Source organism: Rhizobium acidisoli, from assembly GCF_002531755.2.
In the GTDB taxonomy this organism is placed as follows: Bacteria; Pseudomonadota; Alphaproteobacteria; order Rhizobiales; family Rhizobiaceae; genus Rhizobium; species Rhizobium acidisoli.
Map to the genome: position 1 here is coordinate 967,571 of NZ_CP034998.1, position 24,218 is coordinate 991,788.

Below are 24,218 nucleotides of genomic sequence, written 5' to 3' on the forward strand. Positions count from 1 at the left end.
GAGCTTCGCGTGATCCGCCATATCGTCTTCTTCACCGTGCAGGAGGAGCATTTGCAGGAGGTGAGGGCCGGGCTTTCGATCCTGACCGCCATTCCGCATGCGCGGCTCTTGGAAATCGGCACCAATGTGAAGACCGATCAGCTGGGCACCGAGATCGATCTCGTGGTCTACGGCGAATTCGACGACGAGGCAGCCCTTGCCGCCTACAAGGCCCATCCCGATTATCAGCTGTCGATCGAGCGGGTGCGGCCGCTCCGGGAAAAACGCATCGCCGCCGATTACGACAGCCACACGGCGGTGAAGCAGCCGCTTTGAGTTTCAAAAGCATTCGGCTGTCACATTCCGTTGATATTTCAAATGGATGAATGATTTTCCGGTGCAGGATGCGCTGAAGCTCAATCAACTTCCGAGCCGCCCGACTCAACTTTCGAAAAAGCCGTGGCAAGCGATTCAAAAGATTCGTCAAAAACAGCTGCATGTTCATGGTCAGGCGGCCGCAACGGTCGCGATGCTTGGACGGAGAGCCGCTCTCGTCCTGATGCCGATGATAATCCAGACATATTAAGAAGGGCTGACCTGGACCGTTGACGGACGCTCGGGCTCGGCTGATGCGTGGGAGCCGCCTCCGTCGTCAGGGCAGGTGAGCCGAGGATCCACTGCATCGGGTCAAGCTGGATGCTCGAGTCAAGCTGGATGCTCGGGTCAAGCCCGAGCAGGACGGAGGGTGGGGAAGCCTATGGAGAAAATACCGTAAGTGCGCAGCGGTTTTGTTGGAATTGCCGTCCTTTGTTTTGCGCAAATCCGCTTCCGCGATTTTAATGGAATTCCTCCACACCTCTCGCCTCTTGCCGGTCGTTATCCCCACCTTCCGTCCTGCTCGGGCTTGACCCGAGCATCCAGCTTGACCCGAACATCCACGCCCAGCACTCTGTGTGCGCCCAGAGCCGCAGACTTTTCCCATGCGGACAAGGCCGCCGAAGCCGGTCGCGGCAGCCGTTTTCAGCCGCTGCCGCCAGCAGTCGAGAATGGTTCTAAATGCCCTGCATTACAGTGCATTCATTTGCCATTCAGGTCGCGTGAGTACATATTCGGGCCACGTTGGCATTACCTTGAAAGCATAGCACATGGCCTTTCCTCTGAGCGTCGCAGCATTGGCCGCCGGACTGGTGGTATCGGCGCCTTCACCGGATGGCGCGGGCACCCTCGTTCATAGCGTGGCAGGCGATTGCAGCGCCGCCGCAGCCCAGGTCGTCGAGCAGACGGGCGGCCAGCTTCTCTCCGTGCAGCCGGTGGGCGATACCTGCATCATCACCGTTCTGGTGTCGGGCAACGGCCAGCGTCCACGCAAGGTGACGGTAAAGGTTCCGATGTAGGCGGAATCGGTCTATTCAGGACAGATCGATTTGAAGCGGACGAAGGCGGACCGATGCGTATTCTGGTAGTCGAAGACGACGTCAATTTGAACCGGCAGCTGGCCGACACGCTGAAGGAGGCGGGCTATGTCGTCGACCAGGCGTTCGACGGCGAGGAAGGCCATTTCCTCGGCGATACCGAACCCTATGACGCCATCATTCTCGATATCGGCCTGCCAGAGCTGGACGGAGTGACCGTTCTTGAAAAATGGCGCGGCGCCGGCCGCGGCGTGCCGGTCCTCATTCTGACGGCGCGCGACCGCTGGAGCGACAAGGTCGCCGGCATCGACGCAGGCGCCGACGACTACGTCACCAAACCCTTCCATGTCGAGGAAGTGCTGGCGCGCATTCGGGCGCTTATCCGCCGTGCGGCCGGGCATTCCTCATCCGAGATCATCTGCGGGCCGGTGCGGCTCGATACAAAATCCTCGAAGGCGACGGTCAACGGCACGACGCTGAAGCTGACCTCGCACGAATACCGCCTGCTTGCCTATCTCATGCACCACATGGGCGAGGTCGTCTCGCGCACCGAACTGGTCGAGCACATGTACGACCAGGATTTCGACCGCGATTCCAACACGATCGAGGTGTTTGTCGGCCGCCTGCGCAAGAAAATGGGCGTCGATCTGATCGAAACGGTGCGCGGTCTCGGTTACCGCATCCAAGCGCCGAAACATGCGAATTAAGTCGCTCACCGCACGTGTCTTGCTGTTGACCACGGTGTGGTCGACAGTGGCGCTTGTCGTGATCGGCCTGTTGATCTCGACGCTTTACCGCAAGAGCGCCGAGCGTGGTTTCCAGGATCTCTTGCGGGCGCAGCTCTATAACGTCATCAACTCGGTGACCATCGGAGATCAGGGCGCGCTCAGCGGCAGCCCGCAGCTTGGCGATCTGCGCTTTGCCCAGCCGAAGACCGGCTGGTACTGGGTGGTGGAGCCGCTCGGCACCTATACGACGGCGCCGCTGGTCTCGCCCTCGCTCGGCTCGGCGCTCATTCCGGTCCCTTCCGTCGTCGAGGCGCCCTTCGACAAGAATTACGAACGTTATTACCAGGTGACGGATGCCTCCGGGAACCGCGTGCAGGTGGCCGAAACCGAAGTGGTGCTCGACACCGACGGGCGCGCGGCGCGCGTCCGCGTCACCGGCAATGTCGATGTCGTCGAGGACGACGTGCGCACCTTTTCCCACAGCCTCTATCTCGCGCTCGCCGGCTTCGGCGTCGGCAGCCTGATCGTCAATGCGCTGGCGATTCTCTATGGCCTGAAGCCGCTCGACAAGGCGCGTGCCGCCTTGGAGCGCATCCGCGCCGGCGAGAGCGAGCAGCTGAAGGGCGATTTCCCGCGCGAGATTTTGCCGCTTGCCAACGAGGTGAACGCGCTGATCGACAGCAACCGCCGCATCGTCGAGCGGGCCCGCATGCAGGTCGGCAATCTCGCCCATTCGCTGAAGACGCCGATCGCCGTTCTGCTGAACGAAGCGCGCGTGCTCGAAAAATCCCATGGCGAACTGGTGCGCAGCCAGGCGGAATCGATGCAGGGGCAGGTGCAGTCCTACCTCAACCGGGCCCGCATCGCTGCGCAGCGCGAATCTGTGCTCGCCCGCACCGATGCCGAGCCGGCGCTCGAGCGGCTGGTGCGCGTCATGCGCCGGCTGAACGTCGATACCGAATTCGATCTTGTCGTCTCGCCGCCGCATCTGGCCGTCGCCATGGAACAGCAGGATCTCGAGGAGACCGTCGGCAATCTCCTGGAGAATGCGGCGCGTTTTGCCAGGAGCAAGGTCCGGCTTTCGGCCGTCGAGGCCGGCGAGGACGTCAGGGGCGCGGAGGCGAGCGCGCGCCGCCACTGGGTGGAACTCGCGGTCGAGGATGACGGGCCGGGCCTGGAGCCCGACCAGATCCGCGAGGCGCTGAAGCGCGGCCGCCGGCTCGACGAAAGCAAGCCCGGTACCGGGCTCGGCCTTTCGATCGTCACCGAGATTTCCAGTGAGTATCAAGGGCGGCTCGAGCTTTCCCGCGGCGAATGGGGCGGGCTCAAGGCGAAGCTTATCCTGCCCGGCATCACAAAGGATGTTGCATGAGCAACTGCTTGATGTCACAAAGATACTGGCAAATGTATAGCATGCTTTGCCTTAATGCTGACACGGGGACGCTGCACTTCGATCGGCTGAAATTGACCCCTGATCGTGGTTCGACGCAATGATTTTACGCTCGCAAGGCATGATCGCTTCCGCTCTTCTCGTCGCCGTCGCGCTCACCGGCTGCACGACGACGAAGGGTGCTGCTTCACGCGGCATTTTTTCGAGCAAGCCCTCGGCCTCGGCCGCCTTCCTCACCGCGCTGCAGGGCGGCCTTGTCGGCCGTAGCGGCGTGACGCTCAGCGATAGCGATAAGCAGCGGGCGCTCGAGGCCGAATATCGGGCGCTGGAAGGTGCGGCCGTCGGCCAGCCGATGCTGTGGACCGGCAAGGACGTCACCGGCAAGGTGGTCGCCGCCGCACCCTATCAGGTGGGGTCACAGAACTGCCGACAATATACCCATACGCTGACCGTCGACGGCAAGGATACCGTGGTGCGCGGCGCTGCCTGCCGCAACGAGGACGGCAGCTGGTCGCCGCTCGGCTGAATCAGGTAAATTGCGGCTTATAGCCTCAAATCTTCGTCATTCCGGCTTTGGCAGTTGGAATGGCGGCCCGCTTCACGTATTTGGGCCGATATGCTGTTCTGGATTCTCGTCGCCGTTCTGACGGCAGTCGTCGCTGCTGTCCTGCTCTACCCCCTTCTGCGCGGTGCGAAGGCGGCTGAGAATATCCGTGCGGGCGAGGCGGCGGTCTATCGCGACCAGCTGCGCGAACTCGACCGCGATCTCAATGGCGGGCTGATCACGCCTGAGGAAGCCGATTATGCCAGGGCGGAAATCGGCCGTCGGCTGATCGCCGTCTCTGGTGGCGAGCCGGAAGAGGCGCCGAAACCTGCACGGCATCACCGTTTCACCGAGGCCTTCGTGCTGCTGGTGCTGCCGCTTCTCGGGCTCTGTCTTTATTTGACGACGGGCAGGCCGAATCTGCCCTCGCAGCCGCTGGAAGCGCGGCTGGAAAATCCCGGCAACGATATGGCGGTGCTGATCGTCAAGGCGGAACGGCACCTGGCCGAGAGCCCCGATGACGGCAAGGGCTGGGACGTGCTGGCGCCGATCTATCTGCGCACCATGCGCGTGAACGACGCGCAACTGGCCTACCGCAACGCCATCCGGCTGCTCGGCCCGAGCCCGGCCCGGCTCGACGGCCTTGCCGAGACGCTGATGGCGGTCTCCGAGGGTGTGGTGACGGAGGAAACGCGGCAGGTGCTGGAACAGTCGCTGACGCTGGAACCCGACAATCCGCGCGCGCGCTTCTACGTCGCCCTCAGCATGGAGCAGGCAGGACGACGCGACGAGGCGCGCCAGGCCTTCGAAGCGCTGGCGAAACAATCGCCGGCCGATGCACCCTGGCTGCCGCTGGTCAACCAGCATATCGCCATGAATGGCAGTGCGCCGGCAGGCGCCAATGAGGCTGCCCCGGGCGCCGATACGGCTGCCCCGGGCAATCCCACGCAGGAAGATGTTGCAGCCGCGCAGAGTATGAATGCCGGCGACCGGCAGCAGATGATCCGTGGCATGGTCGAGAGCCTCGACGCCAAGCTCAGCGCCGATCCGAACAATTTCGACGGATGGGTGCGGCTCGTCCGCTCCTATGCCGTGTTGAACGACAAGGATCGTGCCGCCGATGCGCTGAAGCGCGGGCTTGCGGCCTTTCCGCCGCCCGGCGAACAGGGCAGCCAATTGCTGGCGCTCGCCAGGGAACTCGGCATAGCCACTGAGGGAGCGACGCAATGACCCGCAAGCAGAAGCGCCTGGCGGTGATCGCAGGCGGCATGGGCTTCATTGCCGCCGCCGTGCTGCTGGTCATGTTCGCCTTCAGCCAATCGGTCGCCTATTTCTACATGCCGGCCGATCTGGCAAAGACCCCGGTGGCGCCGGAAACCCGCATCCGGCTCGGCGGCCTGGTCGGCGAGGGCAGCGTCGTGCGCGGCGCGGGCTCGACCGTGGAGTTTTCCGTCACCGACGGCAGCGCCAATGCCGTGAAGGTCAAATATACCGGCATCCTGCCGGATCTCTTCCGCGAAGGGCAGGGCGTCGTCACCGAAGGCATGTTTGCGCCGGGGACCAACGTCTTTACCGCCGATACCGTGCTTGCCAAACATGACGAGACCTATATGCCGAAGGACGTGGCCGACCGGCTGAAGCAGCAGGGGTTGTGGAAGGAAGGTCAAGGCCAGGAGAGCCCAGGGAAAGAGGGTCAAGGCCAGGAAAATCCGGGCCAGGAGGCGAAAGCGACGCAATGATCATCGAGATCGGCCATTACGCGCTGGTGCTGGCGCTGGCAACGGCGCTCATCCTCTCCGTCGTGCCGGTCATCGGCGCCCGCCGCCACGACCGGGCGATGATGGATGTCGCCACCATCGGCTCGCTGGCGATGTTTGCGCTCGTCGTCTTTTCCTTCGGCGTCTTGACCTATGCCCATGTCGTCTCCGACTTCTCGGTCGAGAACGTCTGGGAGAATTCGCATTCGCTGGTGCCGCTGATCTATAAATATTCCGGCGTCTGGGGCAATCACGAGGGATCGATGATGCTCTGGCTGTTGATCCTGACGCTGTTCAGCGCGCTCGTCGCCGTCTTCGGACGCAATCTGCCGGAGACGCTGAAGGCCAATGTGCTTGCCGTGCAGGCCTGGATTTCGGTCGCCTTCACGCTGTTCATCCTGCTGACCTCCAATCCCTTCCTGCGGCTCGATCCGGCGCCGGCCGAGGGCCGCGACCTCAATCCCGTCCTGCAGGATGTCGGCCTGGCGATCCACCCGCCGCTGCTCTATCTCGGCTATGTCGGCTTTTCCGTCTGCTTCTCCTTTGCCGTCGCGGCCCTCCTCGAAGGCCGCATCGACGCCGCCTGGGCCCGCTGGGTGCGGCCCTGGACGCTCGCCGCCTGGACCTTTCTGACGCTCGGCATCGCCATGGGCTCCTACTGGGCCTATTACGAACTCGGCTGGGGCGGCTGGTGGTTCTGGGATCCGGTGGAAAACGCCTCCTTCATGCCCTGGCTTGCCGGCACCGCGCTGTTGCATTCGGCCCTCGTCATGGAAAAGCGCGAGGCGCTGAAGATCTGGACGGTGCTGCTGGCCATCCTCACCTTCTCGCTGTCGCTGATGGGCACCTTCCTGGTGCGCTCCGGCGTGCTGACCTCGGTGCATGCTTTCGCCAGCGATCCCTCCCGCGGCGTCTTCATCCTCTGCATCCTGCTGATCTTCATCGGCGGCGCGCTGTCGCTGTTTGCCTTCCGCGCGCCGAAGCTTTCGGCCGGCGGGTTGTTTGCGCCGATTTCGCGCGAGGGCGCGCTCGTCGTCAACAATCTGATCCTGACGGTTGCCTGCGGCACGGTCTTGACCGGCACGCTCTATCCGCTGCTGCTGGAAACGCTGACCGGCGACAAGATCTCCGTCGGGCCGCCCTTCTTCAACCTGACCTTCGGCCTGCTGATGGCGCCGCTGATCGTCATCGTGCCCTTCGGGCCGCTGCTCGCCTGGAAGCGTGGCGATCTGCTCGGCGCCCTGCAGCGGCTCTATGTCGTCGCCGGCAGCGCCTTCACCGCAGCGCTGATCTTCTTCTATCTCCAGCATGGCGGGCCGGTGCTCTCCGTGCTCGGATTGGCGGCCGGGCTATTCCTGGTCTTCGGCGCGGTTGCCGATCTCTGGTATCGCGCCGGCATCGGCAAGGTTGCGGGCAGTGTTGCCTGGCGCCGTCTGAGCGGCCTGCCGCGTTCGGCCTTCGGCACCGCCCTTGCCCATGCCGGGCTCGGCGTCACCGTGCTCGGCATCGTCGCCGTCACGACCTTCCAGACCGAACACGTCATCGAGATGAAGCCCGGCGAGACCACGGATGCCGGTGGTTACAGCCTGCATTTCGACGGCATGCAGCCGGCGACCGGGCCGAACTACACCGAGGAGCGCGGCCATTTCACCATCCGCCGCGCCGGTGTCGCGGTCGCCGACACCTGGTCGGCCAAGCGCCTCTACACCGCCCGCCAGATGCCGACGACGGAAGCGGGCATCCTGACCTTCGGCCTCAGCCAGCTCTACGTCTCATTGGGTGACGCCACCAAGGACGGCGGCATCGTCGTGCGCATCTGGTGGAAGCCGTTCATCCTCTGCATCTGGGGCGGCGCGCTGATCATGGCTGTCGGCGGCCTCGTCTCGCTGTCCGACCGCCGCCTGCGCGTCGGCGCACCGCGCAGGAAGGCGAAGCCGGCAGCCCCGACGCTGGAGCCGGCGGAATGATGCGGCGTCTCCTCCTGGCTCTCGTCTTGATGCTGTTGGCCGCGCCGGCCTTCGCCGTCAACCCGGACGAGGTGCTGGCGGACCCGGCACTGGAAGCGCGGGCGCGCGCCCTGTCGGCGGAGCTGCGCTGCATGGTCTGCCAGAACCAGTCGATCGACGATTCCAATGCCGATCTCGCCAAGGACCTGCGCCTGCTGGTGCGCGAGCGCATCACCGACGGCGACAGCGACGAGGCGGTGCTGAACTATATCGTCTCGCGCTACGGCGAATTCGTGTTGCTGAAGCCGCGGTTCAGCATGAAGACCGGCCTGCTCTGGGGCGCCCCGGCGCTGCTGGTGCTCGCCGGCGGGCTCTCACTGCTGGTCTTTGCCCGCAGGCGCTCAGGCAAGCCGACGGCCAGCAAGCTGACGGCGGATGAACAGGCAAAGTTGAGCGAGCTTCTGGAAAAGTAGCGGTGCGCCGGCAGCAATCGCCCGCCGCGACCAAACATTTTCATACATTACCAATTTTTCATTGGCCGGACAGTTCGCAGTAAGGTGCGCCATCCTATATCTTGATGCATCGACTGATCCGGCGCTGCCGGGCTGAAGATTTAAGAACAAGAGAAGGTGCACCAATGCTCAAGAATTTCAACGGACGTCCGTCCCTCGCCACTGTGCTCAAGGCTTCTACCGTCGCCGGTATCGCAGCCGCTGTGCTCGCAACCGGCGTTCCGCTCGAAATCACCCGGTCTTATGCCGAAGCCGTCAAGGTTCAGGCGCCTGCCGTGCCGAGCTTCGCCAATGTCGTCGATGCCGTTTCGCCGGCCGTCGTTTCCGTCCGCGTCGAAAACCGCGTCAATCCCGTCTCCGACAATGATGGCTTCTCCATCGAAGGCCGCGGCTTCGACGATCTTCCCGATGATCATCCGCTGAAGCGCTTCTTTAAGCAGTTCGGCGGCCAGGACCCAAGTGATCAGCAGGGCCATCAGCGGCGCTTCGGCCAGAACGGCCCGGGCGGCCAAAATGGCCCCGGCGGCAAGGGCCGTCTGCGTCCGGTCGCTCAAGGGTCCGGCTTCTTCATCTCCGAGGACGGCTACATCGTTACCAACAACCACGTCGTTTCCGATGGCCAGGCCTTCGTCGCTGTCATGAATGACGGCACCGAACTCGATGCCAAACTGATCGGCAAGGATCCGCGCACCGATCTCGCCGTGCTGAAGGTCGATGGCAAGGGCAAGAAGTTCACCTACGTCAACTGGGCCGATGACAATAATGTCCGCGTCGGCGACTGGGTCGTCGCCGTCGGCAACCCATTCGGCCTCGGCGGCACGGTCACGGCCGGCATTGTTTCGGCCCGCGGCCGCGATATCGGCTCTGGCCCCTACGACGATTACCTGCAGGTGGATGCCGCCGTGAACCGCGGCAACTCCGGTGGCCCGACCTTCAACCTCAGCGGCGAAGTCGTCGGCATCAACACCGCGATCTTCTCGCCGTCCGGCGGCAGCGTCGGCATCGCCTTCGCCATTCCGGCCTCGACGGCCAGGGATGTCGTCGCCGATCTGATGAAGGACGGCCAGGTTTCGCGTGGCTGGCTGGGTGTCCAGATCCAGCCGGTGACCAAGGATATCGCCGAATCCATCGGCCTTTCCGAGCCGAGCGGCGCCCTCGTCGTCGCCCCGCAGGCCGGGTCGCCCGGCGATAAGGCCGGCATGAAGGCCGGCGACGTCGTTACCGCGCTGAACGGTGAAACGATCAAGGATGCGCGTGATCTCAGCCGTCGCATCGGTGCGATGCAGCCGGGCAGCAAGGTCGAGCTTTCGGTCTGGCGCGCCGGCAAGGCCCAGCCTCTGACCGTCGAACTCGGCACGCTGCCGGCCGACCAGAAGGATGCGAACGCCGATGACAACAGCCAGCCGCAGCAGCCGGAGGCACCGGCGTCCGAAAAAGCGCTTGCCGATCTCGGCCTGACGGTCGGTCCTTCCGATGACGGCAAGGGCCTGGCGATCACCGGCATCGACCCGGACTCCGATGCCGCCGACAAGGGCATCAAGGAAGGCGAGAAGATCACCTCGGTCAACAACCAGGAAGTCTCCAGCCCCGCCGATGTTGTCAAGGTGCTGAACCAGGCCAAGAAGGACGGCCGCACCCGGGCGCTCTTCCAGATCCAGTCGACCGAAGGAAGCCGTTTCGTCGCTCTTCCGATCAACGGCCAGGGCTGATCCCTCAAGAAAACAGCAGCCGTGCGGATGAAAATCCGCGCGGCTGATTCTTCTGACCTTTGAAGGATGATCGCGATGAGCGCCGCCCCGCAGGAAGATGCTTTGAGCCTTGCCGAAACGCAGCCGGTGGGTAATGTCGGCCGCATGAAGATTCTCATCATCGAAGATGATCTCGAAGCCGCCGTCTACCTCACGAAAGCCTTTCGCGAGGCGGGTATCGTCGCCGATCACGCCAGCGACGGCGAGGCCGGTCTGTTCATGGGCTCGGAAAATACCTACGACGTCATCGTCATCGATCGCATGCTGCCGCGCCGGGACGGTCTCTCCGTCATCAGCGAGCTCCGCCGCAAGGCGATCCACACGCCGGTTCTCATCCTCTCCGCCCTCGGCCAGGTCGACGACCGCGTCACCGGCCTGCGCGCCGGCGGCGACGACTACCTGCCGAAGCCTTATGCCTTCAGCGAGTTGCTGGCGCGCGTCGAGGTTCTCGGCCGCCGCAAGGGCACGCCGGATCAGGACGTCGTCTACCGCGTCGCCGATCTCGAACTCGATCGGCTCTCCCACGAGGTGCGCCGCGGCGGCAAGGAAATCCCGCTGCAGCCGCGCGAATTCCGCCTGCTCGAATATCTGATGAAGAATGCCGGCCAGGTGGTAACCCGCACCATGCTGCTCGAAAATGTCTGGGACTATCACTTCGATCCGCAGACCAATGTTATCGACGTCCACGTCTCGCGCCTGCGCTCGAAGATCGAGAAGGACTACAGCCAGCCGCTCCTGAAGACCATCCGGGGCGCGGGGTACATGATCAAGGACGAGGGATGAGCCGCTTCAGGGTTCTCTTCAAGTCCACCGCAGTCCGCCTTTCGGCACTCTATATCCTGCTTTTCGCCATCTGCGCCGCGACCCTCGTCTTTTATGTGACGGCGATGTCGGAACGGCTGCTGACCGGCCAGATCCGCGACGCCGTCAAGCAGGAGGTGGAGCAGGTGCAGCGCGCCTATGATACCGGCGGCATGAACCTTCTGCTGCGCACGATGGAGCGGCGCGCCCGCCAGCCGGGTGCCAATCTCTATGTCATCGCCGGTCCCTCGGGCGATATTCTCGCCGGCAATGTCGCCTCGGTGCAGCCCGGTGTCTTCGAGGAAATGGGCTGGACCTCGGCACCCTTCATCTATCAGCGTTATACCGACAGCGGCGTCGAGCGCCGCCACAAGGCGATCGCCAATATCTTCGTGCTCGATAACGGCTTGCGCATCCTGATCGGCCGCGACCTTGGCGACCCCGAACGTTTCCGTCTCCTGGTGCGCCAGGCATTGATGGTGGCGCTGGCGATCATGGGGCTTGGCGCGATCATCATCTGGTTCGCCATCGGCCGCAATGCGCTGAAACGCATCGACCGCATGTCGGATGCCAGCAAGAAGATCATGGCCGGCGACCTGTCGCAGCGCCTGCCGGTCGGCGGCTCCGGCGATGAGTTCGACCGGCTGTCCATGTCGTTGAACACCATGCTGGAGCGCATCGAGAAGCTGAACGAGGGACTGCGGCAGGTCTCCGACAATATCGCCCATGACCTCAAGACGCCGCTGACGCGGCTGCGCAACAAGGCGGCCGATGCGGTCGACATGGCCGATGGTGAGACGCGGCGCACCGCGCTCGAAGGCATTATTTCCGAATCGGACCAACTGATCCGCACCTTCAATGCGCTGCTGATGATCTCCCGCGTCGAGGCCGGATCGGTGGCGGCCGAGATGTCGCCGGTGGAGCTTTCGGCGATCGTCTCCGACAGCGCCGAGCTTTACGAGCCGGCGGCCGAGGAAGCCGGGCTTGACCTCAGCGCCAGCGTCGAACCCGGTGTCGAGGTCCAGGGTAATCGCGAACTGATCGGCCAGGCGATCTTCAACCTGCTCGACAATGCCATCAAATATTCCTCCGATACGGAAGGGGCGGGCACGGTGTCGCTGAAGCTTGCCCGCCGCCCGGACGGCATCTGCCTTTCGGTCGCGGACCATGGCCCGGGCGTTCCGGCCGAACGGCGCGACGACGTGGTGAAGCGTTTCGTTCGCCTCGACGAAAGCCGTTCGAAGCCCGGCACCGGGCTCGGCCTTTCGCTGGTGGAAGCCGTCATGGAGCTGCACAATGGCCGGCTGGAACTCTCGGACACCGATCCCGACAAGCCCGAACAGCGCGGCTTGACCGTCAGCATGATCTTCCCGGCCAAGGCGGCGTGATCTTTTCCGCCGAAATCCGATGGGCTGAATCGCGTATTGGCGGTTTGCCGCCAAGACCCTAGTTTAATCCCGACCGAAGGAGAGAGTTCGCGATTCGACGTGGTCGCTCCTTCCGCCGAAAGCCAGGGAGAGCGCATGCTGACGAAATCGACGCATGGCCTGAAGGATGTGGCCGAAGGGCTGTTGCGTCCGCTAAGCCAGACGGAGCTGAAGCTGGCACTCGCCGACCTCCAGGAGGCCGGCAGGCAAGAGCCGTCGGTGGCTGCGATGCTGAAGACGGAAGGCCCGCTTCGCGATTTCATTGCCGCTGCGCTGACGCTGTCGCCCTATCTGCGTGAAATCGCCAATCTTGATCCCGCCGTCCTCGCCGGCGCCATCACCGAGCCACTGGAACCGCAGATCGAGGCGCTGGTCGCCGAGGCGCGCAGTTGCTGGCGGCCAGACGGCGAGGGGGCTGCGCCGGCGGAATCGGCGGTGATGACCAGGCTCCGTATCATCAAGCGCAAGGTCGCCTTCCTCGTCGCGCTCGCCGATCTCTCGCGCATTTTCGACGGGCGGGCGACGACGGCCTGGCTGAGCGAGCTTGCCGAAGCTTCGGTCGCCGCCGCTATCGACCATTTGCTGCTGGCTGCCCATGAGGGCGGAAAGCTGCGGCTGCGGGATCCGGCGGCGCCCAGCGACGGCTCCGGGCTGATCGTCCTCGGCATGGGCAAACTCGGCGCCTGCGAGCTTAACTATTCCTCCGATATCGATCTCGTCGTCTTCTTTGACGAAGAGGCGGGCATCGTGCCCGATCCGGATGACGCGATCGAGATCTTTCCCCGGATGATGCGGCGGCTGGTGCGCATCCTGCAGGAGCGCACGGCCGACGGCTATGTCTTCCGCACCGATCTCAGATTGCGCCCCGATCCGGGCTCGACGCCGCTGGCGATCCCGGTCGAGGCGGCGATGATCTATTATGAGGGCAGGGGCCAGAACTGGGAGCGGGCCGCCTTCATCAAGGCACGCGCCGTTGCCGGCGACCTTGCGGCGGGCGGCGATTTCCTGCGCGGCCTTTCCCCTTTCGTCTTCCGCAAATATCTCGATTATGCGGCGATATCAGATATTCATTCGATCAAACGGCAAATCCACGCGCATAAGGGGCACGGCGCCATCGCGGTCAAAGGCCATAACGTCAAGCTCGGCCGCGGGGGCATCCGCGAGATCGAATTCTTCGTCCAGACCCAGCAACTGATCGCCGGCGGCCGCATGCCGGCATTGCGCGGCCGGGCGACGGAAGAAACGCTCGGCGAACTCACCAAGGCAAAATGGATCGACGCCGAGACCCGGGACGAACTGGTGGAGGCCTACTGGTTCCTGCGCGATGTCGAACATCGCATCCAGATGGTCCGCGACGAGCAGACGCACCTGCTGCCGGAGACCGATGCCGACCTGAAGCGCATCGCCTTCATGATGGGTTTTACCGACACGCCGAGCTTTGCCGAACGGCTAGTCGGCGTGCTGAAGACGGTCGAGCGGCGTTATGCCCACCTGTTCGAACAGGAAAGCAAGCTTTCCACTGGCACCGGAAACCTCGTCTTCACCGGCCAGGGCGACGATCCGGATACGCTGGAGACGCTGAAGAAGCTCGGTTTCACCAGGCCATCCGACATTTCCCGCATCATCCGCACCTGGCATTATGGCCGCTACCGCGCGACACAATCGGTCGAGGCGCGCGAAAGGCTGACGGAGCTGGCGCCGGAGCTTTTGCGGGTTTTCGGCGAAAGCAAGCGCGCCGACGAGGCGCTGCTGCGGTTCGACAGCTTCATCTCGGGCCTTCCCTCCGGCATCCAGCTGTTCTCGCTGCTCGGCAGCAACCCGGCGCTCTTGTCGCTGATCGTCAACATCATGTCCTCGGCGCCCCGCCTTGCCGAGGTGATTGCCGCGAGGCCCCATGTCTTCGACGGCATGCTCGATCCCGGCCTGATGGCCGAGCTGCCGACCCGCGATTATCTCGGCGAGCGGCTGAAAGGTTCGCTTGCCCAGGCGCGCCACTATGAGGAGGTGCTCGACCGGCTGCGCATCTTCGCCGCCGAACAGCGCTTCCTGATCGGTATCCGCCTGTTGACCGGTGCGATCAACGGCCAGATGGCCGCCCGCGCCTTCACCCATCTCGCCGACCTCATCATCGCCGCCGCACTCGATGCCGTGGTCAGCGAGATGCGGGCAGCACATGGCGATTATCCCGGCGGGCGTATCGCCGTCGCCGGCATGGGCAAGCTCGGCAGTTTCGAGCTGACGGCAGGGTCCGACGTCGATCTGATCCTGCTCTACGATTATGACGATGCGGCTTCCGAATCCGATGGGGCAAAACCGCTCGACGCGACGCGCTACTTCACCCGCATCACCCAGAGGCTGATCGCCGCGCTGTCGGCGCCGACCGCCGAAGGTGTGCTCTACGAGGTCGACATGCGGCTGCGACCATCCGGCAACAAGGGACCGGTCGCCACCCGCATCAACGCCTTCGGCAAATACCAGCGCCAGGAGGCATGGACCTGGGAGCATATGGCGCTGAGCCGCGCCCGGCTGATCTCCGGCGATGACAGCCTGATCGCCGAGGCGGAACATATCATCCGCGAGGTGCTGACGTCGGATCGCGATATTGCCAAGGTGGCGCATGACGTTGCCGAGATGCGCGAATTGATCGACACGGAAAAGCCGCCATCCGGCCCCTGGGATCTGAAGCTGATCCCCGGCGGCGTCATCGACCTCGAATTCATCGCCCAATACCTGGCGCTGATTGCCCCTACCAAGGGCGCCGGCACTGCCGTCAATGGGCTGAGCACCGGCGAGGCGCTGAAGGTGCTGGGCGACAGGCTGATGGCGACGGCCGATCTCGACACATGCCTTGAGGCTTTTGCCCTTTATACCAGCCTGTCGCAGCTGATCCGCCTCTGCATCGACGGCCTGTTCGATCCGAACGACGCCCCGGCCGGGCTCGTCGAACTCGTCTGCCGCGCCGGCGACTGCCCCGATATCAGGACGCTCGAAGGCGAGGTGAAACGGCTTTCGAAGGCGGTCAGAAAAATATTCCTGAATGTCGTGAAGGTCTGACGGAGGCCGACTATCGGTACTCGCAAGTTCCCATTAAGATCCGGAGGCATTCAGCGACCCAAAAGGGGTCCATATCCAACGAGGCAGAATGAAACCCGTTACCTTCTCCATGCCGGCGATCGCGATGACAACAAGCGATGTCTCCCAATGTCTCTCAGCTGAAAAGACGGTCAATTCCTTTCGCCCGGTCAGCAAGGATTTGGTGGGTGACTTTTCCTTCAGCGCGCAGGCGCTGGGTGAATTCGTCGGATGGGCAGGCTCAAGCTCTGTTCATCGATCGCTGCAGGTCGGTCTGGAAATCGATGACTATCTCTTCTTTACCGACCATGGGAACGGCCATTCCATCGCGACGGGGAGTATCAGTTTCGATGTCGGTCATTCCAGAGGCCTGCTGACGTCGGCCGACCGGTATTCAGGCCTGGAAATCGGGGCGGGCTCGATCGCCGAAGGCTTCTCGGTTCCGAAAGACCTGGTGCACAGGGCGGTTGCCGATTCTCTGGAATGTTTCGTGCCGAACGGATTCGAATTTTGTCCGTCGTTTGACCTGGCGACGGGACCGGCCGTGCAATTGATGAACCTGATGCGGTTCTTCCGGACGGAGATCTGCGGGCAGCTTGTCGTCTCTCCGATCGCGCTGGCCGGCTTTCAGGAGATGTTCGGCTCGCTGATGGCCCAGAACATGCAGCATTCGCTGTCGCAAAAGCTTGTGTCGGCTCGGGTGAGCTCCATCACCCCCGGTCAGTTGAGACGAGCGATGGAATTTGCAAGGGCAAACGCGGCGTTGCCGATCACCATCGCCGACATGGCCTCAGTGGCCGGTGTCAGCGTACGGACACTGCAAGCCAATTTTCGCAGCTTTCTGAACACGACGCCGACGTCTTTCCTCCGCCAGCTCCGCTTCGAAGGCGCACGCCGCGATTTAATTCACGCCGCGCCGACAGCGACCGTGACGAACATTGCGCGGCAGTGGGGATTTGTCCACATGGGGCGGTTCTCCGCCGAATACCGGTTGCATTTCGGTGTCTCGCCGTCTGCCGATTTGGGCCGACGCAGCTAGCAACGTCTAAACATCGTCCGGAATGCGCAGCGAGATCACCGTGCCCACAGCTTCGCGGGAGCGGATCTTCATGCGGCCGCCATGCAGCGCGGTCAGCGAGCGGGAAATGGCGAGGCCGAGGCCGGAGCCGCCCTTGCTCTTGGCATATTGGCTCTGCACCTGTTCGAAGGGCTGGCCGATCTTCGACAGCGCCGAGCGCGGAATGCCGATGCCGGTGTCGGCGATGGTGACCAGGACGGCGCCGTCGATGCGGCGTGTGCGCACCGCGATGCGGCCGCCATTGTCGGTGAACTTCACCGCATTGGAGAGCAGGTTGAGAAGCACCTGTTTCATCGCCCGGCGGTCGGCCGTCAGCGTCAGGCCGGAGGAGATACGCTGGTCGATGACGATGTTCTTTTCGGCCGCCGGAATGGCGGTGAAGCGCAGGCTTTCCTCGATCAGCGGCACCAGATCGATGCGCTCGCAATGCAGTCTGAGATGGCCGGCTTCGATCTTCGACATGTCGAGGATGTCGTTGATGACGTTGAGCAGATGTTTGCCGCTATCATGGATATCGCGGGCATATTCGTCGTATTTCAGCGAGCCGAGCGGCCCGAACATCTGGTTCTGCAGGATTTCCGAGAAGCCGAGGATGGCGTTGAGCGGCGTGCGCAGTTCGTGCGACATATTGGCGAGGAATTCCGATTTCGCCTTGTTGGCGGCCTCGGCGCGTTCCTTCTCCGCCTGGTAGTTGGCATTCGCCGTCGAAAGCTCGGATTTCTGGATCTCCAGCGTCTGGCGCGAGGCCGAGAGATCGCCGATCGTCGCCATCAGCCGGCGTTCGGATTCGCGCAGCCGCTCCTGATGGCGCTTCATCAGGGTGATGTCGGTTCCCACAGAGACCCTGCCGCCGTCGCGGGTGCGCCGCTCGTTGATCTGCAGCCAGCGCTCGTCGGCAAGCTGCACCTCGGTCGTGCGCGAATAGCCGGGGCCGTCGGCATCGGCGATCCGCCGTTCGATGACGGGGCGGGCAGCGGCGGCATTGACGATCGAGCGCTCGGTGCCGGGCACCAGCACGCTGTCCGGCAAGCCGTAAGCCTGCTGGAAATGCGTGTTGCACATGACCAGCCGATCGTTCTTGTCCCAGAGCACGAACGCCTCCGAGGTGCATTCGATAGCGTCGGCAAGCCGCTGGTCGGCTTCGGCGTAACGCTGGGCAAGCCGATGTTGTTCGGTCACGTCCATGGCGATGCCGATCAGATGCACGCGGCCGGAATTGCTGCGGATGACCTGGGCGCGGGCGCGCATCCAGACATAGTGGCCGCCGGCATGGCGCATGCGGAAGATCTGATCGACCTGGCCGGAGTGGCCCTTGGCGATGGCGCGCGCGATCTCGTAGAGCCCGCCGTCATCGGGATGCATCAGCCGGGCGGCTTCGCCGAAGCCCATCGTCTTGTCGGACCCCGGCAGGCCGAGCATGTCGTACATCGAGCGCGACCAGAAGAATTCGCGGTTCTCGAAATCGAAGTCCCAAAGGCCGCAGCGGCCGCGCGACAGCGCCGTCTCGACGCGCAGGTTCGATTCCAGGAAGATGTCGTCGGCGTCGCGGGCGCGCTTCACCTGCGTGTAGTAGGCATAGAGGATGACCAGCAGGATCGAGGAGATGCCGGCAAACAGCGTCACGTTGAGGGCGAGCTGCTCGCGCCAGAGGCGGCTGATCTCGTCGAGCGAGGTGGCGGCGACGATATAACCGCCGGCATTGCCCATCAGCGTGATCTCGGCATAGTGCGGCACGCCGCCGATCGTCGTTTCGATGACGCCGGCGCGATCGCCGAAACGCCGGATCGCCGAGACCTCGGGAAAGAAATCGCCGACATTGCTGCCGACATGCGAAAGCCCGGCGGTCGTTGCGGCAAAGACCTTGCCGCTTGCCTGGACGAGCAGCACGAAGGCGCCGCTATCGAGCCGGTCCTGCGGCAGGAACCTGGCGAGCCGGGCCTGCGCTTCTGCGATATCGCCGCTGTCGAAAATCTCGGATGTATCGGCAAACACCGCGGAGGCGGTCGCGGCCGAAAGCGCGGTGGCGTGGCGGGCAGAGGCTTCCAGGCGGGAGTATTCGCTGACCATGCCGAAGAAATGCGAGGCGGCGACGACGAAGAGGAAGGCGACGATCAGCGCCGGAATGGCGCGCTTCAACAGCAGTTCCGCCTTCGGCAGATGACGGAGAAGTGGTTCCGATGTCGCATGACCGGAAAGGCTGTCTCGCCAGGCTTTCAACCCGTCAAAATCGACACGCAGCCGTCCTCCGGCCGCGGTTGCCCGCCGCACGTCCATCATCTCTTCGCCTTGTCCCTCGTGTGATTCGCGCGCCGCTCGCTCGAACCTGACCTAGAGAATCATGGGTGATTCGCCTTGTCCAGAGGCAAAGGTAAAAATCCGTTAACTATATATAAATTCGTGTTTTTCGGGCAATTCGATTTGCTCGGCAACCGGCCGCCGAATTTTTCGCGGCGGCCGGCCGAAGCAAATTACCCCTTCAGCGTGCGCTCGACGATATCGCGCACGTCGGTCGAAAGAGCGGCAGCCTGCTCGATCTCGTTCAACGCCGCGCGGGCATGATCGGCGCGCGCCGGTTCGAGCGAGCGCCAGGAGCGCATCGAAGTCAGAATGCGGGCGGCAAGCTGCGGATTGCGCTCGTCGATATCGAGAATCTGACGGGCGAGGAAACGATAGCCTTCGCCGTCCGCGCGGCCGAAGCCGGTCGGATTGGCAAAGGCGAAGGTGCCGACCAGTGACCGCATCCGGTTCGGATTGGTCCGCTTGAACAGCGGATCGTCCATCAGGGTGCGGACCCGCTCCAGGGCTTTTGCGCCGGGAATGCCGGCCTGGATAGCAAACCATTTGTCGATGACGAGGGCATTCTCCGCAAAGCGCTGACGGAAGGCGGCGAGCGCCTCGGCGGTCTCGGCGCTGTCGGGGAAACGATGGGCGAGGATCGTCAGCGCATGGCTGAGATCGGTCATGTTGTTGGCCGCATCGAAGGCGGCCCTGGCGCGGGCCGGCGTCTGCTCGGCATATGAGAGATAGGTCAGCGCTGTATTGCGCAGCGCCCTGAGACCGGCACTCTTTGCGTCCGCGCTGAAATCGCCCGATGTCGTCGCCGCGGCGTAGAGGCCGGCAAAAACATCCTTTCCGGCCTCGGCGACCTGTTTCAGGATCGTTTGCCGGCCGGCATGAATGGCATCGGGATCGTTATTGCCGCCGAGTTCGCGGGCGATGTCGGATTCGCTCGGCAGCGCCAGCGCCTGGGCGCGGAAGGCGGGCTCGAGGTTCTCGTCGGCGGCGGCCGCAATCAGCGTCTCGACGAAGGTCGCCTCGCAGACGACAGGCTTGCCCTCGCGGGCATCGCGGGCGGCTTTCAGGAGGTTCGGCAGCGCCAGATCGGTCAGCGCCTGCCAGCGGGCGAAATGATCGGTCTCATGGCGGGCGAGATGGGCGAGATCGGCCGGGCTCTGATCGAAATGCAGGTTGATCGGCGCCGAGAAGCTGCGGTTGATCGAAACGACCGGCCGCGGGCCGATGCCATGGAACACCACTGTCTGCGTGCGGCCGGTGAGATGCAGCACCTCGCCCGTATATTCGGCGCCGTCGACCGAGCTCGGTTCGAGCTTGCCGCCGTTTTCGCCGAAGAGCGCCAGGCTGAGCGGAATATGCATCGGTTCCTTGCTCGACTGGCCGGGCGTTGCCGGGATCATCTGTTCGAGCGATAGGGTGAAGGTGGCCGCTGCCGCATCATAGCTGCCCGATGCGGTGACGAGCGGCGTGCCGGCCTGATGGTACCAGAGCGAGAATTGCGTGAGGTCGCGCCCGCTCGCATCCTCGAAGCATTTGACAAAATCCTCGATCGTCACCGCCTGGCCGTCATGGCGGTCGAAATAGAGGTCCATGCCCTTCTTGAAGTCGTCCTTGCCGAGCAGCGTCGCGATCATCCGCGTCACTTCGCTGCCTTTCTCGTAGACGGTCCTCGTGTAGAAATTGTTGATCTCGCGATAGGTCGTCGGTCGCACCGGATGGGCGAGAGGGCCGCCATCTTCCGGAAACTGCTCGGATTTCAGGTGGCGCACATCGGCGATGCGCTTGACCGGGCGCGAGCGCTGATCGGAGGAGAATTCCTGATCGCGATAGACCGTCAGGCCTTCCTTGAGGCAGAGCTGGAACCAGTCGCGGCAGGTGATGCGGTTGCCGGTCCAATTGTGGAAATATTCATGCGCGATGACCGCTTCGATATTGGCGTAGTCGGCATCGGTCGCGGTCTCGGGATCGGCAAGGACGTATCTGTCGTTGAAGACGTTGAGGCCCTTGTTCTCCATCGCGCCCATGTTGAAGTCGGAGACGGCGACGATCATGAAGATGTCGAGGTCGTATTCGCGTCCGAACCTCTCTTCGTCCCATGCCATCGAGCGCTTCAGCGCGTCCATGGCATAGGCCGCGCGCGGCTCCTTGCCGTGCTCGACATAGATCTTCAGCACCACCTCGCGGCCGGTCATCGTGGTGAACGTGTCTTCGACGACGCCGAGATCGCCGGCAACGAGTGCGAAGAGATAGCTCGGCTTCGGATGCGGGTCAAACCAGGCGGCGAAATGCTTGCCGGGGCCGTAGCCGGCGCCGCCGAGGAAGTTGCCGTTCGAGAGGAGCAGCGGGTTGGCGTCCTTGTCGGCGATGATATTGACCGTGAACGGTGCAAGCACGTCCGGCCGGTCGGGGAAATAGGTGATGCGGCGGAAGCCTTCCGCCTCGCATTGCGTGCAGTAGATGCCGCCGGTGCGATAAAGGCCCATCAGCTGGGTGTTGGCCTCGGGATTGATCACCGTCGTGATCGTCAGCTCGAAGGGCGCGCTTTCCGGCAGGTCGCGCACCGTCAGGCTTTCCGCTGTTGCGTCATACCGCGAAGGGTCGAGCTCCACCTGGTCGAAGAGCAGCCCCGACAGCGTCAACTCGTCGCCGTCGAGCACGATCGGCGCTGCCGGATCGGCGCCCGGGCGGCGATGAAAGATCAGGCGTGCCTCGACCTTTGTCTCCGTCGGGTCAAGCTCGAAGGTCAGGTCCACGCGTTCCAGCACAAAGTCGGTGGGACGGTAATCTGCCAGATGAATGACCTGGCCGGTATCTGTTCGCATGGTGTTTCCTGAAGACCGTTATTTGACAACCGCGGAATACAGAGGCGGGCGCACTCTGCCATAAATTTGCCGGGCATGATTACATTAAAGTCTGAACTAAAGTTAAAGCAAATTGCCCGCGAACACCAAGTTCGCGGGCAAAATATCCTGTTTGGGGCGGATGAGCGCCGCTGCCGGCGAGATGGCGCTATTTCAGATTGAGCGCTGCCTTGATCGTCGCGTCATTTTCCGTCCGCTGGACGACGACGCCGTACCAGCCGAGCCCGTCATAATCCTCGTAGCCGAGGGTGCGCGCGAAGGCGACGATCGAGCCGCTATTGTCGTAATAGCTGCCCTTGGCCCGGCCGGACGGATTGGCGAGGGCGAAATGGGAAAACAGCAGGGCGGGATTGGTGCTGGCGATGACCCGGCTCTTGCCGTCGAGCAGCATGACCGTCGTTTTCTCCGCCAGCTGCGGCGGCAGGTTCGCCTCTTTCTCGACGATCGCCTGGCCCTGGTTCTGCCAGTCGAAATAGACGCCGAGCGTGCCGATCAGCCGTCCGTCGATCTTGCCGCCTTCGCGGATGCCGGTGGCATAGACGAGCGCATGCCTGTTGTCGTGGAGCGGGCTGGCTTTGACCTCGTCGACACAATACGCGTCACCCGAGGAGCAGGCCGACGCCGCGCGGAACCACGGATCGCCGGCAAGGCTTGCCCCGGCGATCTTGCGCTGGAACTTGGGATTGGCGGAGGCGATCACCTTGCCCGAGAGATCAGTCACGACGAGATCGAGATAAACGGTATAGAAGCGGTTGATGGCGCCGAGACGCTCCGCCGCAAAGGCGACGATTTCCCGATCCGGATTCTCAAGCGCCTGCCAGAGTGCCGGATCCGTCGCCCACCAGCGTACATCGGCGGTACGCTCGAAAAGGTTGCGGACGATGAGCTGCACCAGCGTCTGCGCCAGGTCGGTGAGGCGAACGCCCTCCATCTCCTCGACCAGGCAATCCGCCATGGCGCGGCTGAGGCCGATGCGGCCGAGCACGTTGCTCTCGAACCTGCCGGTGATATCGGTTGCAATCTGCGCCAGCCGCTGCACCTCATTGGCAACGACCGCAAAGCCCTTTCCGGTCTCACCGGCTCTTGCCGCTTCGATCAGCGCATTGATGGCGAGCAGCTTGATCTGCTTGACGATATTCGTGTTGTCGGCGCTGAAGCGCTCAAGGTCGGTGCTGATGCCGTCAGTGACGACGCGCATCGAGCGCGGTGTCGCATTCTGCGACTGGGCAATGGTTTCGGCGCTGAGCGGCTTCATCAAATGATCCTGGAAGAGCGGGCAATCGTCTGGGGGCGAAGAAATTTCGAAATCAGCAAAAACGATGCGTGCCTATGGTTTTCAATTGGTTAACGCCGAGTGCTCGGAGGTAAACATTTCGGGGTGAATGGCTGAAGAGAGCGAAAATTCGACGCGAGGGCGCGCATTGCCGCATCGTCGAGCCTGCGGCGGAAAGCAATTTTGTGATTCTTCCGTGCCGCTTGCGATTTTTCGCCAATCGGGATTTTCTTCCGCTACGATGGAAGACGTCATCCCAGCGTTCCCGAGTCGAACGCGTCTTCCCGTTCCTGTTAAGTCGCTATCAAGAGCCAGGACCATGCACGCGGTTCTCAAAAACCCGATGAGAGGCATTGCGCTGAAAGTCTCGTCGGTCGTGGTCTTCCTGGCCATGCAGACCTTTATCAAGCTGGCGGGCTCGGACATCCCGCCGGGTCAGGTCACTTTCTGCAGGTCCTTTTTCGCGCTCTTCCCGATCATCGCCTATCTCGCCTATATCGGCCAGCTGCGCGCCGCGTTCTACACCGCCAATCCGGTCGGCCACCTCAAGCGCGGCACGATCGGCATCATGTCGATGGCTTTCGGTTTCTACGGCCTCCTGCATCTGCCGCTGCCGGAGGCGATCGCGCTCGGCTATGCGCTGCCGCTCGTCGCCGTTATCTTCGCCGCGGTTTTTCTCGGCGAGACCGTGCGCATCTATCGCTGGAGCGCCGTCCTGGTCGGCATCGTCGGCGTCGCCATCGTCTCCTGGCCGAAGCTGACGCTGTTCCGCGATGGCGGCATGGAAGCCGAACAGGCCGTCGGCGCGCTCGCAGTGCTCATCTCGGCCGTTCTCGGCGGCATGGCGATGATCCAGGTGCGCCGGCTCGTCGAGGAGGAGAAGACGGCGACGATCGTTCTCTATTTCTCGCTCACCGCTTCGGTCTTCTCGTTGGCCTCCCTGCCGTTCGGCTGGCTCGTCCTGCCATGGCCGTCGGCGCTCTATCTGATCGCGGCCGGCTTTTGCGGCGGCGTCGCGCAGATCCTGCTGACCGAAAGCTACCGCCATGCCGATGTCTCCACCATCGCGCCGTTCGAATATACCTCGATCCTGCTCGGCGGCATCGTCGCCTATTTTGTCTTCGGCGACGTGCCGAGTGTGAGCATGCTGATCGGCACGCTGATCGTCGTCTCCGCCGGCATCTTCATCATCTACCGCGAGCATCAGCTGGGTATCGAGCAGCGGGAGGCGCGCAAAGCCACGACGCCGCCGGCCTGAGGCCGCAAGCTGATGATATGAAAGGGTTTAATGCGAGGATTGTCGCAGCTTGAAATTGCGCGCGGTGAGCGAAAAGAATGGTGAATTCTTGGGATATCGCTGTTTCCCGGAATATGTTTGTTGAAGATGAGAGAGTA

20 protein-coding genes are annotated in these 24,218 nt (G+C 63.2%); 16 read left to right on the plus strand and 4 right to left on the minus strand.

Going from position 1 to position 24,218, the window contains the following annotated elements; genetic code table 11:
* Positions 1–9 precede the first annotated feature (9 nt).
* The 15 genes from CO657_RS04900 to CO657_RS04965 all read left to right on the plus strand — a co-directional run bounded on the left by CO657_RS04900 (position 10) and on the right by CO657_RS04965 (position 16,355).
* Positions 10–315, plus strand: a complete 306-nt coding sequence (locus tag CO657_RS04900; protein WP_003587698.1) for a Dabb family protein — start codon at positions 10–12, stop codon at positions 313–315.
* Between the two features lie 46 nt (positions 316–361).
* On the plus strand, positions 362–565 hold the full coding sequence (locus tag CO657_RS36605; protein ID WP_054181711.1) for a hypothetical protein: 204 nt from the start codon (positions 362–364) through the stop codon (positions 563–565).
* A 559-nt stretch (positions 566–1,124) separates the two neighbouring features.
* Positions 1,125–1,373 carry a hypothetical protein gene (locus CO657_RS04905; RefSeq protein ID WP_003587696.1) on the plus strand — a complete coding sequence of 83 codons (249 nt, stop codon included), beginning with the start codon at positions 1,125–1,127 and terminating at the stop codon, positions 1,371–1,373.
* Between the two features lie 53 nt (positions 1,374–1,426).
* A complete protein-coding gene (locus tag CO657_RS04910) occupies positions 1,427–2,098 on the plus strand; it encodes a response regulator transcription factor (RefSeq protein ID WP_003569356.1) in 672 nt (223 codons plus the stop codon).
* The gene (locus tag CO657_RS04915; protein WP_054181712.1) at positions 2,088–3,491 is read left to right on the plus strand and encodes a sensor histidine kinase; all 1,404 of its coding nucleotides are present in this window, start codon (positions 2,088–2,090) and stop codon (positions 3,489–3,491) included. The genes CO657_RS04910 and CO657_RS04915 overlap by 11 nt, the downstream gene beginning before the upstream one ends.
* 118 nt (positions 3,492–3,609) lie before the next feature.
* The gene (locus tag CO657_RS04920; protein ID WP_003587693.1) at positions 3,610–4,035 is read left to right on the plus strand and encodes a hypothetical protein; all 426 of its coding nucleotides are present in this window, start codon (positions 3,610–3,612) and stop codon (positions 4,033–4,035) included.
* Positions 4,036–4,125: 90 nt separating this feature from the next.
* Positions 4,126–5,283, plus strand: coding sequence for a c-type cytochrome biogenesis protein CcmI (gene ccmI / locus CO657_RS04925; protein WP_054181713.1), 1,158 nt, complete (start codon positions 4,126–4,128; stop codon positions 5,281–5,283).
* The gene (gene ccmE / locus CO657_RS04930) at positions 5,280–5,792 is read left to right on the plus strand and encodes a cytochrome c maturation protein CcmE (protein WP_054181714.1); all 513 of its coding nucleotides are present in this window, start codon (positions 5,280–5,282) and stop codon (positions 5,790–5,792) included. The genes ccmI and ccmE overlap by 4 nt, the downstream gene beginning before the upstream one ends.
* Positions 5,789–7,777, plus strand: coding sequence for a heme lyase CcmF/NrfE family subunit (locus CO657_RS04935; RefSeq protein WP_054181715.1), 1,989 nt, complete (start codon positions 5,789–5,791; stop codon positions 7,775–7,777). Before ccmE ends, CO657_RS04935 begins: the two co-directional genes overlap by 4 nt.
* Positions 7,774–8,229, plus strand: coding sequence for a cytochrome c-type biogenesis protein (locus tag CO657_RS04940; RefSeq protein WP_054181716.1), 456 nt, complete (start codon positions 7,774–7,776; stop codon positions 8,227–8,229). Before CO657_RS04935 ends, CO657_RS04940 begins: the two co-directional genes overlap by 4 nt.
* Before the next feature lie 164 nt (positions 8,230–8,393).
* Positions 8,394–9,977 (plus strand): Do family serine endopeptidase, encoded by a 1,584-nt coding sequence (locus CO657_RS04945; protein ID WP_054181717.1) that lies wholly within the window; start codon positions 8,394–8,396, stop codon positions 9,975–9,977.
* A 66-nt stretch (positions 9,978–10,043) separates the two neighbouring features.
* Positions 10,044–10,799 carry a response regulator transcription factor gene (locus CO657_RS04950; protein ID WP_375164600.1) on the plus strand — a complete coding sequence of 252 codons (756 nt, stop codon included), beginning with the start codon at positions 10,044–10,046 and terminating at the stop codon, positions 10,797–10,799.
* Complete coding sequence (locus tag CO657_RS04955) at positions 10,796–12,205, plus strand: sensor histidine kinase (protein WP_054181718.1); 1,410 nt, start codon at positions 10,796–10,798, stop codon at positions 12,203–12,205. Before CO657_RS04950 ends, CO657_RS04955 begins: the two co-directional genes overlap by 4 nt.
* A gap of 135 nt (positions 12,206–12,340) precedes the next feature.
* Complete coding sequence (locus tag CO657_RS04960) at positions 12,341–15,298, plus strand: bifunctional [glutamine synthetase] adenylyltransferase/[glutamine synthetase]-adenylyl-L-tyrosine phosphorylase (protein WP_054181719.1); 2,958 nt, start codon at positions 12,341–12,343, stop codon at positions 15,296–15,298.
* Positions 15,299–15,386: 88 nt separating this feature from the next.
* Positions 15,387–16,355: a helix-turn-helix transcriptional regulator gene (locus CO657_RS04965; protein WP_054181720.1), complete on the plus strand. Its 969-nt coding sequence runs from the start codon at positions 15,387–15,389 to the stop codon at positions 16,353–16,355.
* A gap of 6 nt (positions 16,356–16,361) precedes the next feature.
* Here CO657_RS04965 and CO657_RS04970 read toward each other — a convergent pair whose 3' ends face one another.
* From CO657_RS04970 to CO657_RS36610, 4 genes are all read right to left on the minus strand, one after another.
* Positions 16,362–18,671, minus strand: coding sequence for a PAS domain-containing sensor histidine kinase (locus tag CO657_RS04970; protein WP_054181721.1), 2,310 nt, complete (start codon positions 18,669–18,671; stop codon positions 16,362–16,364).
* A 191-nt stretch (positions 18,672–18,862) separates the two neighbouring features.
* Complete coding sequence (gene pepN / locus CO657_RS04975; protein WP_054181722.1) at positions 18,863–21,511, minus strand: aminopeptidase N; 2,649 nt, start codon at positions 21,509–21,511, stop codon at positions 18,863–18,865.
* 187 nt (positions 21,512–21,698) lie between these two features.
* A complete protein-coding gene (locus CO657_RS37905; protein ID WP_054181723.1) occupies positions 21,699–22,805 on the minus strand; it encodes a methyl-accepting chemotaxis protein in 1,107 nt (368 codons plus the stop codon).
* 81 nt (positions 22,806–22,886) lie between these two features.
* A complete protein-coding gene (locus CO657_RS36610) occupies positions 22,887–23,078 on the minus strand; it encodes a hypothetical protein (protein WP_156339776.1) in 192 nt (63 codons plus the stop codon).
* Between the two features lie 64 nt (positions 23,079–23,142).
* Between CO657_RS36610 and CO657_RS04990 the strand changes: the two genes are divergently transcribed.
* Positions 23,143–24,081, plus strand: coding sequence for a DMT family transporter (locus tag CO657_RS04990; RefSeq protein ID WP_012557075.1), 939 nt, complete (start codon positions 23,143–23,145; stop codon positions 24,079–24,081).
* The last annotated feature ends 137 nt before the right edge of the window (positions 24,082–24,218 follow it).

Bases quoted from the DNA above. Each gene is read 5' to 3' on its own strand.
- CO657_RS36610 (WP_156339776.1), bottom strand. From the start codon at position 23,078: ATGACGTCTTCCATCGTAGCGGAAGAAAATCCCGATTGGCGAAAAATC.
- CO657_RS37905 (WP_054181723.1), bottom strand. From the start codon at position 22,805: ATGAAGCCGCTCAGCGCCGAAACCATTGCCCAGTCGCAGAATGCGACA.
- CO657_RS04910 (WP_003569356.1), top strand. From the start codon at position 1,427: ATGCGTATTCTGGTAGTCGAAGACGACGTCAATTTGAACCGGCAGCTG.
- CO657_RS04990 (WP_012557075.1), top strand. From the start codon at position 23,143: ATGCACGCGGTTCTCAAAAACCCGATGAGAGGCATTGCGCTGAAAGTC.
- CO657_RS04955 (WP_054181718.1), top strand. From the start codon at position 10,796: ATGAGCCGCTTCAGGGTTCTCTTCAAGTCCACCGCAGTCCGCCTTTCG.
- ccmE (WP_054181714.1), top strand. From the start codon at position 5,280: ATGACCCGCAAGCAGAAGCGCCTGGCGGTGATCGCAGGCGGCATGGGC.
- CO657_RS04935 (WP_054181715.1), top strand. From the start codon at position 5,789: ATGATCATCGAGATCGGCCATTACGCGCTGGTGCTGGCGCTGGCAACG.
- CO657_RS04920 (WP_003587693.1), top strand. From the start codon at position 3,610: ATGATTTTACGCTCGCAAGGCATGATCGCTTCCGCTCTTCTCGTCGCC.
- CO657_RS04960 (WP_054181719.1), top strand. From the start codon at position 12,341: ATGCTGACGAAATCGACGCATGGCCTGAAGGATGTGGCCGAAGGGCTG.
- CO657_RS04970 (WP_054181721.1), bottom strand. From the start codon at position 18,671: ATGATGGACGTGCGGCGGGCAACCGCGGCCGGAGGACGGCTGCGTGTC.
- CO657_RS04950 (WP_375164600.1), top strand. From the start codon at position 10,044: ATGATCGCGATGAGCGCCGCCCCGCAGGAAGATGCTTTGAGCCTTGCC.
- CO657_RS04965 (WP_054181720.1), top strand. From the start codon at position 15,387: ATGAAACCCGTTACCTTCTCCATGCCGGCGATCGCGATGACAACAAGC.
- CO657_RS36605 (WP_054181711.1), top strand. From the start codon at position 362: ATGAATGATTTTCCGGTGCAGGATGCGCTGAAGCTCAATCAACTTCCG.
- ccmI (WP_054181713.1), top strand. From the start codon at position 4,126: ATGCTGTTCTGGATTCTCGTCGCCGTTCTGACGGCAGTCGTCGCTGCT.
- CO657_RS04945 (WP_054181717.1), top strand. From the start codon at position 8,394: ATGCTCAAGAATTTCAACGGACGTCCGTCCCTCGCCACTGTGCTCAAG.
- CO657_RS04915 (WP_054181712.1), top strand. From the start codon at position 2,088: ATGCGAATTAAGTCGCTCACCGCACGTGTCTTGCTGTTGACCACGGTG.
- pepN (WP_054181722.1), bottom strand. From the start codon at position 21,511: ATGCGAACAGATACCGGCCAGGTCATTCATCTGGCAGATTACCGTCCC.
- CO657_RS04940 (WP_054181716.1), top strand. From the start codon at position 7,774: ATGATGCGGCGTCTCCTCCTGGCTCTCGTCTTGATGCTGTTGGCCGCG.
- CO657_RS04905 (WP_003587696.1), top strand. From the start codon at position 1,125: ATGGCCTTTCCTCTGAGCGTCGCAGCATTGGCCGCCGGACTGGTGGTA.